The organism is Terriglobales bacterium (assembly GCA_035454605.1).
GTDB lineage: Bacteria > Acidobacteriota > Terriglobia > Terriglobales > Acidobacteriaceae > DATMAB01.
The window spans coordinates 1-13,835 of sequence record DATIGQ010000199.1; the positions used below are offsets into that span (position 1 = coordinate 1).

Genomic DNA, 13,835 nt, shown 5'->3' on the forward strand with positions numbered 1-13,835 from the left:
TGGAAATGTGGGAACGGATTGCGGACATGCTGGTGCAAGCCGCCGAGAACTTCCCCGAAGAAAAGTACGATTACAAACCTGTCCCCGATGTGCGCAGCTTCCGCGAACAGTTGCTCCACGCGGCCAGCGCCAACTACTTCTTCGTCCGGTTAGCCGGAGGAGAGAAGACGAAGCCCGCTCATACTGCTGATGACACCAAAGCGCAGGTGGTAGCGGTGCTCAAGGAGTCCTTCGCCGACGGCGCCGCACTCATACGCAAGCTGGGAGACGCGGGAATGGGCCGCCAGGTCAAGCATCCTTTCGCCGAGCACATGATTTCCCTGCACCGGTTGTGGACCATGGCAGCAGCGCATGACGGGGAGCACTATGGACAACTGGTCGTCTACTACAGGCTGAACGGACTGGTGCCCCCAGCCACACAACAGGAACAGGCGGAGAGAGCACGCCGCAAGCCCTGAGAGAGCGGTCACGCGCGATCCTGGAAGACCCTGGGGACTTGACTGTTCGTTCCAGGCGGGATAACGTCCAGCCCTGGAGAAGAACGCATGCCCTGGGAAAAGCAGTTCGACGTCGAAGACGCGCTGGAGCGCGCCCAGAACACGTTTTGGGCCGAAGGCTACGAAGCCACCTCGATGGACTGTCTGCTCAAGCGCATGGGCATCAACCGTGGCAGCTTCTATGACACCTTTGGCAGCAAGCGCGACGTGCTCATCCAGGCCCTGCACCGATACTACTGGCGCGATCGCGTTCCCTTTTTCAGAGCGATCACCCAGGGCAAGCGTCCGCGAAAAGCGATCGCGGCGGTGTTCCAGAGCATGATTGACTCCTCTGCCGGCCTGCAGGCGCGCCACGGCTGCTTTCTGGTCAACTCCGCGCTCGAGATTGCACCCAAGGACCAGGAGGTGGCTCGGATCGTGCGCCACGCCTTCTCAGACATCGAAGGGTTCTTCGTCGAACTGGTGCGGCAGGGCCAGAAAGCCGGTGAGATCCGCAAGAGCAGCAATGCCGCAGAGATGGGCCGCAACTTGATGAATCACCTGCTGGGGCTGATGGTCTTGGTCCGCTCCCGCGCTCCCCGGCCGGTGCTGGAATCCGTGGTCAAACAAGCCGGGCGCCTGCTCGCTTGAGTTGCAAGCGCCCGGGCCGAGAGAATCGTCAGACTCTACGATCCTCAGCCTTATTCGGCCTTGGGAGCCGCTGCCTGCCCCGGCTTGCCGAGCGGCGATTCCGAACTCAAGATCGGGTAACCCTGGACAAAGACCCAATCCGTTTGTTTGGCAGGTGTATGGCATCCTAGGCAGTCCGTCCTCCAGTTCCGGGTGACGGTCTTCATGGGGTCGCTACTGTTGAAGAGCACCCAACCCCAACCCCCACCCCAGCGTGGGTTGTTCGGGAAGCGGCCTTGGTCATCCTTAACCATGATGAACCAACCCTCCACTTCGGTGGCCCAACTGACCTTCCCGGTGGTCAGATCGCCGGTTTCGCTCTTGAGCAGTTCTTTTACGATCACCGTTCCGTCCGGAAACTTGCCTGTCTTGCGATAGGACTCGACGGCGCCGGGCGGCACGTACACGTTGTGGAAACCGGCAGCACCAACGGCATCGCCTTCCCCCTCTCCAGGAGCGAGGTGCCAGCTGCCCAGGAGAGTCCAATTGCGATAATCCCTCGGGATGCTGATGTTTCCGGTGGCGTCCACATAGGGGGAGAAGCTTGCCGGAACCTCGCCCCCGTGAACCGCCACCACGGTGACGACAACGATCACAGTCAAGATGGGCACAATGAGATTTCGCATGACCCACCTCTCACTGCGGCTTGGCCGCGCTCAGTACCGGGTAGTACTGGGTGAAGACATAGTCCTCGGCAGCGCTTTCCTGGTGGCATGTGTTGCAGCTCGCAACCGGTTGCTTCGAGGCTGCCTTGGCCAAGGGGTACTTGTGGCCGAAACTGAAGTAGGCCCAATAACCGGGCTCCTTGGCAAAGCGCTTGGAATCCTTGACGGCCGCTTCCAACCCGATGAACTCACCCTGGAAGTAGCCGTTGCCGCTGGCAGCCTTCTTCGTGCCGACGCTGACCAGCTCTTTGATGAAGACGGTCCCATCCGGGAACTTCCCCGTCTTGCTAAACACGGCGAAGTCCGCGGGATGGATGTAGACGTTATGGAACTCCGGGAATGCCGCTTCGGGTGGATTCATGTCATTGGGTGTCACAGGAGTCCCTACAAAGACCCACTGGCGGTACCCGGTTGGCTGCATAAGCTTGCCATCGCTGGTGAACTGCGGCTTGTCTCCGCCCGAACCATCCGGGGATGCCCCTGAAAGGCTAGCCGAAAGTCCCACCGCCACGACCAGGACCAGCAGCGCGGCGATTCGACACGTAACCGAGCGTAACGTCATTTCCTGCCTCCGAATGGGAAGGACATCAGTTGCTGTGGCCGAACTCAGCCCTTCCGAATGTAGCGTCCGGACGGCGACTCCATGCCGTCCACCCGCTGGGATGTGTGGACCGGGGAAACGATTCATGTGAGCTCACAATATTCGTTTTGTCCCCCTGCCACTTTCCTTGCGACTCGCACATCTCAGTCTGGACCGCTCATTCCAGATACGACCCGTCGTCGGCTCGACCGACGGTGTGAACGTGACATTCAGACATCCGGGTTGAGAAGCAACATCTGATTCCTGCTTTTCGGCATGATGCCAACGAACGAAGACCGACACTAAACGAAAGGATGACGGAACATGACCCATCGAGAAATCGGCCGCCTATCGAGCGCATCTGGAGAGTGGATCCTCCGCCTGGGCCTGGCGTTGGTCCTGCTGTGGATCGGAGGGATGAAGTTCACGGAATACGAGGCCCTGGCCATCAAGCCCATGGTGGAGCGGAGCATCCTGATGAGCTGGGTCTACAGCTTTTTCAGCGTGCGAGCGTTCTCGAACCTCCTGGGCGTGGTCGAAATCGTTGCTGGAGTTCTGATTGCGTTGCGTCCCTGGGTCGCCAAGCTGTCCGCCATGGGAAGCGCCCTGGCGGCGGCGATGTTCTTGGTGACTCTGTCTTTCCTTGTGTCCACGCCAGGCTGGGAAGCCAGCGCCGGAGGCTTTCCTGCGCTGTCCGTGGCTCCCGGTCAGTTCCTGATCAAGGACATCGTGCTTTTGGGGGCCGCGCTTTGGGCGACGGGTGATGCCTTGGCGCCCGCGGGGCGCGGTGTGCGCGCCCAGTGAGTGACGTATGGAATGTATAGTCCAGACTGTTTGCGTGGCACTATGAAACAAAACGCTCGGTCTTGCATCCCAGCACAAGAACGGTTGTCTTGAACGGCCGTTCCATAAGGAGAAGACGCTACATGACCCGACTCAAGATGTTCCGCATCGCCGCCATTGCGGCCTTCGCCATCGCGGCCGTTACCGGTTCGCAGGCCCAGATGGCAGAGCCACCCCTCACCGACGCCAACATCGGCGCCATCGTGATTGCCGCCGATCAGATCGACATTGACTACGCCCAGCTGGCCTTGGCCAAGTCCAAGAACCAGCAGGTCCGCGAGTTCGCCCAGCGCATGATCACGGACCACGGCGCCGTGCAGGAAGCTGTGTTTCAACTTGCCGCCAAGCTCAACCTCAGTCCGGTAGAGAACTCCATCAGCGAAGGCTTGAAAAAGAACGCAGTCGAAATCACGGCCAAGCTCAAGTCGCTGAAGGGCGCAGAGTTCGACAAGTTCTACATTGACAACGAGGTCGCCTACCACAAGCTGGTTACCGATGCGGTAGAGGCGGCCCTGATCCCGAGCGCCAGCAATGCGGAGCTCAAAGCTGCTTTGGTGGGAGCGCAACCGCTGTTCCTCAAGCATCTGGAGCACGCTCGAGTGATCCAGCAAGGCAACGGGATGAACGCCGGCATGCAAGGCTCGAAGTAATCAAGCAGAACTCAGGAGGACACCCATGTCATCGCGAATCTCCATCCGGCATCGACTGCTTACGATGTCACTGGTGTTGCTGGCTGCGGTGCTCATAGGTACGGGTTCCCGGGCCGTCGATCAGGAGGCGGCCCGTCCCCAAACCCACACCGTCCTCATCAAGGGCTTTGAATTCCTACCGCCCACCCTGGAAGTCCGCTCTGGCGACACAGTGATCTGGAAGAACGAAGACATCGTTCCTCACACCGCTACGGCAGAGAACGACTTTGATTCGGGCGGGCTCGACAAAGGGGAATCATGGAAGTTCGTAGCCAGAAAGAAAGGCTCGTTTCCTTACATCTGCGACTATCACCCGACGATGAAAGGCAGCCTGATCGTCCGGTAGCCGTTCCCGGCCCCACAGTGAGGCCGGCGAGACAGGCCGGAGTCAAAGCATGCTTATGAAACCTACAGCTTGGGCGTGGATGGGAGCGTTGGGAGCGGGTCTGGTCCTCGCTCTGAGCTTTGTTCACCCCGGCGGAACAGTCAAGACGGTGGAACCTACGGGTCCACTGCTCGCCACAGGGAAGGCCGATCCGCAAGTGCTGGCAACTTTTCAGCGTAGCTGCCAGGATTGCCACTCCAACAACACGCGGTGGCCTGCCTACAGCTACGTTGCGCCCGTCTCCTGGCTGATCGAGCACGACGTACGGTCCGGGCGCAAACGACTGAACCTCTCACAATGGGCGGAATACGGCGAGGGCGGGCAGCCACACCTGCTTTCCGCAATCGCTCGGATGATGGAAAGCGATCAAATGCCGCCTCCTGCTTACATCTTTCTTCATCCCGAAGCCAGGCTTTCAGACTCCGACCGGCAAAGGATCATCGAATGGACGCGGCAGGAATTGAGCCGACTTGACGCGGCGTCGGAGCCCCGCTCCGTTCATTGGTCTTCGCATTAGGCGCAGGCATTCCCTTCGTCCGACCCGGTACTCCTAGAGTGCGCAAAGCCCCCGCGGGGGGATGCGTGAGCGGCTGGTGTTTGGCCACCCCTTCGTCTTTTGACATTTCCAGCACGGTTACCCTAGCCTGCCACAGCGGTTCTCCGCCGAGGGAGAAATCATGAAACGGGCTGGAGCGTTTCTGCTATTCGTTCCCTTACTCGCGTTGCTCGGGCAGCCAGCCGAGGCGCAAGGGGTTGCGCAGGCCAGCCGCGTGACGGGAGTGCGCGTTCTTTCCAGCGGAGTCGAGCTGGCCGCAGGGAAAGCACGATTGCGCGTCGTGGCGGTGGGTGAGTCGGTCATCCGCGTGCGGCTGGCGCCGGAAGGCGTGTTCGCCAAGGAGCACTCGTGGGCGGTCCTGCCCGAAGCGCTGGCATCGGATGCAAAGGTGAAGGTCACGCAATCCAGAGAGGCGGTGGAGTTTGCGACCGCCCGAGTACGAGTGCGCGTGATGCGAGCGCCGCTGCGTGTAGTGTTCCTTGACGCGGAGGGGAAGGTGATCTTGGAGGATGCCCCGGCGCGGCCGACGGCGTGGGGGCCCTGGGGCTTTCGGGTGTGGAAGTCCATGCCGGAGGACGAACACTACTTCGGGCTGGGCGAGAAAGCGGGCACCATGGATCGCCGCAACCAGGCCTTCACCATGTGGAACACGGATGCGTTCGGCTGGCAGGAATCGACCGATCCGCTTTACAAGAGCATCCCCTTCTTCCTGGCGATGCGGCACGGCCGGGCCTATGGCCTGTTCCTGGACAATCCCTGGCGTACAAGCTTCGATTTCGGCAAGGAATCGCGGGACGCCTATTCGTTCGGGTCGGACGGCGGCGAGCTGGACTATTTCTTTTTTTATGGGCCGCATCCGAAACAGGTTGTGGAAGGGTTCGCGGCGCTGACGGGACGCACGCCGCTGCCACCGCTCTGGGCGCTGGGTTACCAGCAATGCCGCTACAGCTACTTCCCGGAAGCGCGGGTGAGGGAAATCGCGCGCACCTTCCGGGATAAACAGATTCCCGCCGATGTCATCTACCTGGACATCGATTACCAGGACGGCAACCGGCCGTTCACCATCGACCGGCAGAAGTTCCCCAATTTCGAAGGCATGATCAAAGACCTGGGTTCGCAGGGGTTCAAGGTCATCGCCATCACCGATCTGCATCTGAAAAAGGAGGCGGGCTACGCGCCGTACGATCAGGGCCACGCCGGCGACCACTTCGTGAAGAATCCCGACGGTTCGGAATACGTGGGGGTGGTGTGGCCGGGGGAGAGCGTGTTTCCGGAGTTCACGCTTTCCCGCAGCCGGGAATGGTGGGGAACGCTCTACAAGGATTTCGTGGGCATGGGCATTCGCGGTTTCTGGAACGACATGAATGAACCTGCCATCTTCCAGCGCGACGACAAGACCATGCCGCTCGCCACCCGGCATCGCATGGATGATGGAATCGTCCTCGACCATCGCGCGGTGCACAACGTTTTCGGGATGCTGAACGCGCGCGCCACCTATGAGGGCCTGCGGCGGTTGCGCCCGGAGGAGCGCCCGTTCGTTCTCACGCGTGCGGCCTATGCCGGGGCCTGGCGCTATACCGCGACTTGGACGGGAGACAACAGCAGCTCCTGGAACCATTTCCGTCTCACCATGCCCACGCTCCTGAGCTTGGGTATCTCTGGCTATGCGGTGGTGGGCAACGACGTGGGCGGCTTCTGGGGCGATCCGTCGCCCGACCTGCTGACGCGCTGGACCGAACTCGGTGTGTTCACTCCCATCTTCCGTAATCACACCACCAAAGGAACCCGGGACCAGGAACCCTGGGTGCACGGAGCCAAGCACGAAGCCATCCGGAGGCGCTACATCGAGCTGCGTTACCGCCTGCTGCCTTACGTCTACACGGTGACCGAGGAGGCGTCCCGAACGGGTCTGCCCATCATGCGACCGATGTTCCTCGAGTACCCGGATGAAGCGGACTTCTACAAGAAGGACTACTACCAGTTCCTGTTCGGGCGCGACCTGCTGGTGGCGCCTCCGGCCTACGAATTCCTGAGCACGTATGACGTGAAGCTGCCCGCCGGCGACTGGTTTGACTACTGGACCGGACAACGCGTCGCCGGGGGAAAAGTGATCCAGGTGACTCCCCCGCTGGACGCACTGCCGGTGTACGTGCGTGCCGGCGCCATCCTGCCGCAGCAACCCGTAGTGCAGCACACGGACGAGATCCCCAACGGCCCACTGGAGGTGCGCGTCTATCCGGGTTCCGATTGCCGCGGCTCGCTGTACGCGGACGACGGAAAGACCTTTGACTATACCCGCGGAGAGTATTACCGAGTGGAGCACACCTGTACGGTGGCTCCCGATTCCCTGCGCGTGAACCTGGGCGCCCCGCAAGGCAGCTTTGCACCCTGGTGGAAGAACCTGCAGATCGAAGTCTTCGGCGTGGACCGCCGTCCTCGCCAGGTCGCACTGGGCGAATCGCCGCTGCACGATTGGAATTACGATCCCGCGCAGCGCAAGCTTGTGCTGTTCGTCTCCGAGACCGGCCGGACCCAGGAGCTTCGCGTGACCTACTAGGCGTACGGTCTAGCGCGCGGCGAATGTGAGTTGGACGCGCTGCGGTTGAAAGCTCGCGGCATCCCCGGCCGGGAAGCGGACGCGCAAGAGGTAGCGTCCGGTGCCGTCCTTCACCAGTTCCGCTCCCTCGACGCGCGTGATGGCGGCTCCGCCCAGCGTGGAGAGCTCGTGCACGCTCGCCGCAGGCCCCGTGAGGTCCAGGACCAGGCGGTCGCGCGCTTCATTCCAACTCTCCGCAACCAGCTTCGGGTTGCCGCTCATGTCGCCGAGGGGTGGCAAAGTGAACGGCACCTCCACGCCGAATTCATTCCGATAGCGGATGCGTAAGGTGTTGTGCCCGCCGTACACAGGAAAGCGCGCCACCACGTGCTGATCCACAGCCCCGGCTTCGCGGCGGAAGGGCAAGGGACGGTCGTTCAGCTCCACCGCCGCAATCTCTGCGCGCAGGCTGAACGCAGGCGCGACCTCGATCTCGAGTGGGCTGCTCCCGGTGCGTGACAGGTCGAGCGTGATGGCGCCTTCGGAGCGTTGGTAGCGGAGATCGAGCCGGGCCTCGCCCACCTGCAGGTGACGGATCTCGAACCCTTCCCAACTGGCGGGCACGTGCGGGGCGAATCGCAGGCGACCGTTGAGCGCGTCCGCTTCCAGTCCCAGCAGCCCGCGCAGCAGGGGGCTGACGATCATGGCCGCCGACCAGATCTGGTGCGGCGTGCTGGTGGAGAGGGGTTCGTAGAAGGACCCGGATAGAACCTCAGTCACGTGTCCGGCGGCGCCGTCCAGCGCCAGCAGCGAGTTGGCCGTCAGGTTGGCCAGCGCGGGATGGCTGCGGTGATATCGGTACTCGCCCACCGAGGCCCAGCCCGTGAACAGCGGCCACACGCTGCCGAAATGGTAGCCCGCCGGGCTGTAGAGAGGGTCGCGATCGGAGAGGATGCGCATCCCCCAATCGGGGGCGTGGTCGGACTGCGCGAGCTGGCTGATCATGGCGTCGGCCTTTTCCGCATCCAGCAGGTCCCACCACATGGGAACGGTGGCAAGAACGCTGGCCACGTCCACAGGGCGGTCCTGCCGGTCGAGGGCAAAGGCATAGCGCTGCTTCTCGGGAATCCAGAAGGTTTGGTTTAACGCCGCCCGGCCGACCGCGAAGGCGCCCTCCATTTCATCTGCGACCTCAGGCTTTCCAACCTGCCGCGCCAGGCGCCCCAGCGACCGCAGGGCCTGCACCCCCAGTCCGCTCTGGTAGAGCTCGGTCTTCACCGGCAAGAGCGGACCGCCTTCCACCCAGCCGTGCCCCACGTTGTCGTTCTTTGCGAATCGCCGCTCATCCCCCGTGGAGCGCAGGAACTCGTACGCCTTCCAGATAGCGGTCCAGTGATCTTGGGCGAAGCTCGCGTCCCCGCTGCGCGTCACGTAGTCGTCCGCTGCGATGAGGAACAGCGGCGTGGCATCGGCGGACGCGTAGGCGTAGGGGTAGTCCTGGAACCAGGGGACCAGACTGGCGCTTTGCGCAATCTCGTGCGGCATCTTGCCGTCCGCGCGCTGGTACTGGATGAGGAATTCGAGCGCCGTGCGCGCGGTCAGGAAGTCACCGGCGGAGTTGAGGGCGAATGCGGTCCACAGCGAATCGCGTCCGAAGAACCAGGCAAAACCCGGACGAGCCTCGCTTCCCGAATGACCGTAGCCGGCGATCAGTCCGGTTCCCAGGTACGGATTCTTTACCAGCCCCTGGATGGTGCTGATGCGCGCCCAGTCGTAGGCCTGCTCCAGTCGCGCATCGGGCAAGCGGACCGCGACCGTCTGGTCCAGGTACTGGGCGTAGAAGCGGGCGGCCTCCTCACGCAGGCCTCCATGATCCTCCATCAACCGGCGATACACCTTTTCGGCAGCTTCCGCGCTTTCGGTCGAGGCGGCGATGACGATGCTCTGCGTATGTCTTCCGGGCCCGACGCGCCCCAGCCGGAACGAAGCCCGTGCGGAGGACGCGTAGTGGCTGCGGAAAGTGGGCCGGGCATCGGTCGCGCCCGGCGTACCCACCAGCCCGAAGAAACGGCGCTGCTCCTCGCCGAAACTGAAGGCGCCCAGCCTGTCGTCCCAATTCGCATACGTGGCTCCCAGGGCTGCCGGCCACATGAGTTGGAAATCGCGCTCGAAACCGACTTCCACGTCCAGCGGTTCCAGCGTCTCGATCTCAACCAGAATCACGGCGCCGGGCTCCTCCAGCGGAACAAAGAACGTTTCCCGCACAGAAAACGAGTCGCCGGCGTAGAGCAGAGTGGTGGATTCGGGACGAGCGATGAGCGTGCGGGCCAGTGCGGCTGCCGGAATCCTCCGTTGCCCGACGTGGAAAGCCAGTTCAAGATTGCGCAACAGCTTCAGCGGATAAACCCAGGCCTCCGCGCGCCCGTCTTCATAACCGAGAACGGCGGCGCGCCGGCCGACGGCGCTCAGAAACTCCCAGGGCCGCGCGGGCCGTGAGAGCTCCATGTCGCGCGGCCCCTCCTGAACCGCGGGCACAGGCGGAACGGACGTTTCCTGAGATGAACTTGTCTGCGGCGCCAGGCTGCCGAGCAGGAGAACAACGAACAGGCCGCTGCCCATCCGGTTTCGCAAGTGGAATCGTGATCCGCTGATCATGATGCGCCGTGAACTCTGCGCTGCGGACGCGTTGACCGCAACGACCAGTTGCAGCCGGTTCGCACTTCCAATATAAAGAGCGCGAAAGCAGCGCGAATTCTAGCACGACGCTCCCGAGGATTATTTACCTCCTTGTCCTTCAGCCGCCGCAGATTCCTGAGTTCGTTGAGCCGCTCGCTGCTGGTGTTGCCGCTCGAGGAAGTGTTCGCGATGGCGTTCTCGCCGGTCCGCCAGAGCGCCGGGACGAACCTGGCAACGCCCGCACCGGAAAGCGAGCTCGGAGTTTCCTTCCTCAATGTGGCCAAAGAATCGGGCCTGAACGCCAAGACGTTGTTCGGAAGCGAGCACAAGAACAAGTACCTGTTGGAAACGACCGGCTGCGGAGTCGCCTTTTACGATTACGACAATGACGGCTGGCTGGACATTTTTCTGGTCAACGGTTGGCGACTGGAGGGCTTCCCGGCCGGCCAGGAACCCACGTGCCACCTGTTCAAGAACAACCGCGACGGCACCTTCACCGATGTGACGCTGAAAGCCGGCGTGGCGCATTCGGGTTGGGGACAGGGCGTCTGCATCGGCGATTACGACAATGACGGTTACGAGGATCTTTTCGTCGCCTACTACGGGCACAACGTCCTCTTCCACAACAACGGCGACGGAACCTTTACCGACGTAACCGCCAAGGCCGGAGTGGGTGGCAAGGGAATGCGCTGGAACACGGGATGCGCGTTTGTGGACTACGACCGCGACGGCTGGCTCGACCTGTTCGTGGCCAACTACATTGATTTGGACCTGGCGACCGCGCCCGTGCCCGAGTCCGGTCCTTGCCTCTACAAGGGCGTGATGGTGGCCTGCGGCCCTCCGGGCTTGAGGGGCGGCAAGAACATCCTTTTCCGCAACAACGGCGACGGGACGTTCACGGATGTTTCCGAGAAGTCCGGTATCACCGAGGCCATGGGAACCTACGGCCTGGGCGTGCTCACCCTGGACTTCAACGATGACGGCTGGCCGGATATCTACGTCGCCAACGACTCGACGGCCAGCGCGCTCTACATGAATCAGAAGAATGGCAAATTCACGGATACCGCCATCGCCTCGGGTTGCGCCTACAGCGTGGACGGCAAGCCGCAAGCGGGCATGGGGGTCTCCGCCGGCGACTATGACCTGGATGGACGCCTCGACATCGTGAAGACCAACTTCGCGGGCGACACTCCTTCGCTCTATCGCAACCGCGGCAACGCGACCTGCGAGGACACCACCTATGCCTCGGGCCTGGGCGCCAACACCCGCTATCTGGGTTGGGGCTGCGGCTTCTTCGACATGGATAACGACGGCTGGGTCGACATCCTGCTGATCAACGGCCACGTCTATCCGGAAGTTGAGCAGCTCAAGACGGAAGCGGGATATGCGCAGCGCAAGCTGCTCTACCGCAACCTGCGCAACGGCCGCTTCGAGGATGTTTCCATGAAGGCCGGCCCGGGCATCAGTACGCCCATCGCGGGCCGCGGCTGCGCCTTCGGCGACTTCGACAACGATGGCGACCTGGATGTGATCATCAATCCCGTCAACGACTATCCCGAATTGCTGCGTTGCGACCTTGCGCTCGAGCACAACTGGATCAAAGTGCGGACCATCGGTACGAAATCCAATCGCAGCGGTATCGGGGCGCGCCTGAGGTGTGTCACTCCGATGCCCGGAGGAAAGCTGCACAGCCAGTTGGATGAAGTGCGCAGCGGCGGAAGCTACTTTTCGCAAAACGATCTGCGCGTGCACTTCGGACTCGGCCCGGCGCAGAAGGTCGAGCTGCTCGAAATCCGCTGGCCCAGCGGTCTGGTGGAAACGCTCAAGGACCTTGCCGTCAACCAACTGATCTACGTGAAGGAAGGTGAAGGCATCATCCGCACGGTGAAGTTCCCGCCGTCCAAGAGCAAGTCGACGCAGCGCTAGGGTCTTTGGGGTGGAGCCGTGACGGCCGGCTGCTTCGTTTCAGGCGGCTCCACACGTTTGCCGGTTCCTTCCTTCAGAAGGTGGATGGCGTCGACCCCGAAGCCCTCGAATCGCTCGCGCAACCCGCTGGGCCAGCGCACCTCCAGCCCGTCCACGCGCGTGGCCGCGCCCAGCCCGAAGTGCACCCGCTGATCGTTGCTGGAATTGTAGCTGGACCCGCTGCGGACTTCGTCGACCAGCACGCGGTTCCCGGCCTTGAGCGTGAGCCGGGCGCCGATTCCATCGCGATTCGATCGGCTGCCCGCCAGCTTGAAGGCCACCCAGTGATTCGCTGAGCGGACCTCATTGACCAGCAGGCTGGGCTTGCCGTGCATGTTGCTGATGACGGCGGACATCCGGCCGTCGTTCCACAGGTCTCCGACCGCCAATCCGCGGGCTGAACTGGGCGTGTTGATTCCCGGCCCGGCGCTGCGTGAGATGTCGCGGAACGTGCCGTTCCCCTGGTTCTGATAGAGCACCTTGGGCTCGCTGTAGGAGCTGCCGAGGTTGTACGTGTCTACTTCCGGGTAGACGTGCCCATTCACCAGCAGCAGGTCGGGCCAGCCGTCGTTGTCGAAGTCGAAAAACATCGTGCCCCAGCCCAGGTACTTCGTATTCAGACCGAGGCCTGCGGCATACGTGACGTCGTTGAAGGTGCCGTTCCCGTTGTTTCGGTAGAGGGTCGAGGTGTCGTCGGAAAAGTTGGACTTGAACAGGTCGAGGTGGCCGTCTCCGTTGTAATCGGCGACGGTCGAGCCCATGCCCGCCTGCTCGCGCCCGTCTTCGTTGTAGGCGGCCCCGGCGATCACTGCCACGTCGCTGAACGTGCCATCGCCCTGGTTGCGGTAGAGAATGCTAGGAGTGCTGTCGCAGGCGATGTAGATGTCCGTCCATCCGTCGTCGTCATAGTCGAGGGTCGAGACGCTGAAACAGTAATGACCCGGCGTCTTGTTGACGCCGCTGCGCTCGCTCACGTCCTCGAACGTCCCGTCGCCGCGATTGTGATAGAGGACGTTCGATTCTCTCTGCAGCCCTCTCGGCCCGCACATCACCGGGATGCTCTTCCACACGCAGTTGGCGGTCTGGCCGGGAACGGGTGCCGTGGCGAGATCGAAGTACACGTAATGGGCGACGATGAGGTCGAGCTTCCCGTCCTTGTCGTAATCCAGGAAGGCGCAGCCTGTTCCCCACTGACTCTCTGTGCCCCCGACGCCGGCTTTCTCGCTGACCTGTTCGAACACGCCGCCACGGTTGCGGTATAGGCGATTCTGTCCGTAATACGTGACGTAGAGGTCCTGCCAGCCGTCGTTGTCGTAGTCGCCCACGCAGGCTCCCTGGCCCCAGCCAGCCGCTTCCAGACCGGCGGCTTCGGTCACGTCGGCGAACTTCCCGTTGTGCAGGTTCCGGTAAAGCCGGTTGGAGGGCGTGCTTTGCGGGCCGGTTCCCTTCAGCGTCCGGCCGTTCACGAAGAAAATATCCAGCCAGCCGTCGTTGTCGTAGTCCAGCAGCGCCACACCCGTGCCGGTGGTCTCGATGATGTACTTCTTGGTGTCTTTTCCCCCGTAAATGATCTCCATGTCCAGCCCCGCCGTTTGCCCGACGTCCACGAAGTGCGCGACTGGCTCTTCCCTCGTTGCCGGACCGGGTTGCCGCTGACCGGGAGCCGCCCCGGCCAGGAAGGTGGCCATGGCCAGGGCGATCCCAAACAGAGAGAGGAACGAACGCGTATTCAGAGCGGCTGTCTCCGAGTGGTGACGATGCTGCAGATTCCCTG

11 protein-coding genes are annotated in these 13,835 nt (G+C 62.4%); 7 read left to right on the forward strand and 4 right to left on the reverse strand.

Annotated elements, in window-relative coordinates:
• Positions 1 to 458, forward strand: a 458-nt coding sequence (locus tag VLE48_13895) for a DinB family protein (GenBank protein ID HSA94102.1), incomplete at its 5' end; no start/stop codon positions are given.
• Positions 459 to 545: 87 nt separating this feature from the next.
• The gene (locus VLE48_13900) at positions 546 to 1,127 is read left to right on the forward strand and encodes a TetR/AcrR family transcriptional regulator (GenBank protein HSA94103.1); all 582 of its coding nucleotides are present in this window, start codon (positions 546 to 548) and stop codon (positions 1,125 to 1,127) included.
• Between the two features lie 50 nt (positions 1,128 to 1,177).
• Here VLE48_13900 and VLE48_13905 read toward each other — a convergent pair whose 3' ends face one another.
• Together VLE48_13905 and VLE48_13910 are read right to left on the reverse strand one after the other, a co-directional pair.
• Positions 1,178 to 1,792 (reverse strand): cytochrome P460 family protein, encoded by a 615-nt coding sequence (locus VLE48_13905; protein ID HSA94104.1) that lies wholly within the window; start codon positions 1,790 to 1,792, stop codon positions 1,178 to 1,180.
• 10 nt (positions 1,793 to 1,802) lie between these two features.
• Entirely contained in the window at positions 1,803 to 2,393 is a 591-nt protein-coding gene (locus VLE48_13910) for a cytochrome P460 family protein (GenBank protein ID HSA94105.1), read from the reverse strand.
• A 342-nt stretch (positions 2,394 to 2,735) separates the two neighbouring features.
• Here VLE48_13910 and VLE48_13915 point away from each other — a divergent pair, with 342 nt between their 5' ends.
• From VLE48_13915 to VLE48_13930, 4 genes are all read left to right on the forward strand, one after another.
• Entirely contained in the window at positions 2,736 to 3,215 is a 480-nt protein-coding gene (locus VLE48_13915; protein HSA94106.1) for a DUF417 family protein, read from the forward strand.
• Between the two features lie 122 nt (positions 3,216 to 3,337).
• Entirely contained in the window at positions 3,338 to 3,904 is a 567-nt protein-coding gene (locus VLE48_13920; protein HSA94107.1) for a DUF4142 domain-containing protein, read from the forward strand.
• 25 nt (positions 3,905 to 3,929) lie between these two features.
• A complete protein-coding gene (locus VLE48_13925; GenBank protein HSA94108.1) occupies positions 3,930 to 4,289 on the forward strand; it encodes a cupredoxin family copper-binding protein in 360 nt (119 codons plus the stop codon).
• Positions 4,290 to 5,005: 716 nt separating this feature from the next.
• A complete protein-coding gene (locus VLE48_13930; protein ID HSA94109.1) occupies positions 5,006 to 7,441 on the forward strand; it encodes a glycoside hydrolase family 31 protein in 2,436 nt (811 codons plus the stop codon).
• A gap of 9 nt (positions 7,442 to 7,450) precedes the next feature.
• Here the strand turns inward: VLE48_13930 and VLE48_13935 are convergent, their stop codons facing one another.
• Complete coding sequence (locus VLE48_13935; protein HSA94110.1) at positions 7,451 to 9,925, reverse strand: hypothetical protein; 2,475 nt, start codon at positions 9,923 to 9,925, stop codon at positions 7,451 to 7,453.
• 282 nt (positions 9,926 to 10,207) lie between these two features.
• On the opposite strand from VLE48_13935, the gene VLE48_13940 reads away from it, so the two are divergent.
• Positions 10,208 to 12,022 (forward strand): CRTAC1 family protein, encoded by a 1,815-nt coding sequence (locus VLE48_13940; protein ID HSA94111.1) that lies wholly within the window; start codon positions 10,208 to 10,210, stop codon positions 12,020 to 12,022.
• Here the strand turns inward: VLE48_13940 and VLE48_13945 are convergent.
• Positions 12,019 to 13,749: a CRTAC1 family protein gene (locus tag VLE48_13945; GenBank protein ID HSA94112.1), complete on the reverse strand. Its 1,731-nt coding sequence runs from the start codon at positions 13,747 to 13,749 to the stop codon at positions 12,019 to 12,021. The two genes, VLE48_13940 and VLE48_13945, sit on opposite strands and share 4 nt — an antisense overlap.
• Positions 13,750 to 13,835 lie beyond the last annotated feature (86 nt).

Bases quoted from the DNA above. Each gene is read 5' to 3' on its own strand.
- VLE48_13900 (HSA94103.1), top strand. From the start codon at position 546: ATGCCCTGGGAAAAGCAGTTCGACGTCGAAGACGCGCTGGAGCGCGCC.
- VLE48_13905 (HSA94104.1), bottom strand. From the start codon at position 1,792: ATGCGAAATCTCATTGTGCCCATCTTGACTGTGATCGTTGTCGTCACC.
- VLE48_13910 (HSA94105.1), bottom strand. From the start codon at position 2,393: ATGACGTTACGCTCGGTTACGTGTCGAATCGCCGCGCTGCTGGTCCTG.
- VLE48_13915 (HSA94106.1), top strand. From the start codon at position 2,736: ATGACCCATCGAGAAATCGGCCGCCTATCGAGCGCATCTGGAGAGTGG.
- VLE48_13920 (HSA94107.1), top strand. From the start codon at position 3,338: ATGACCCGACTCAAGATGTTCCGCATCGCCGCCATTGCGGCCTTCGCC.
- VLE48_13925 (HSA94108.1), top strand. From the start codon at position 3,930: ATGTCATCGCGAATCTCCATCCGGCATCGACTGCTTACGATGTCACTG.
- VLE48_13930 (HSA94109.1), top strand. From the start codon at position 5,006: ATGAAACGGGCTGGAGCGTTTCTGCTATTCGTTCCCTTACTCGCGTTG.
- VLE48_13935 (HSA94110.1), bottom strand. From the start codon at position 9,925: ATGGAGCTCTCACGGCCCGCGCGGCCCTGGGAGTTTCTGAGCGCCGTC.
- VLE48_13945 (HSA94112.1), bottom strand. From the start codon at position 13,749: ATGGCCACCTTCCTGGCCGGGGCGGCTCCCGGTCAGCGGCAACCCGGT.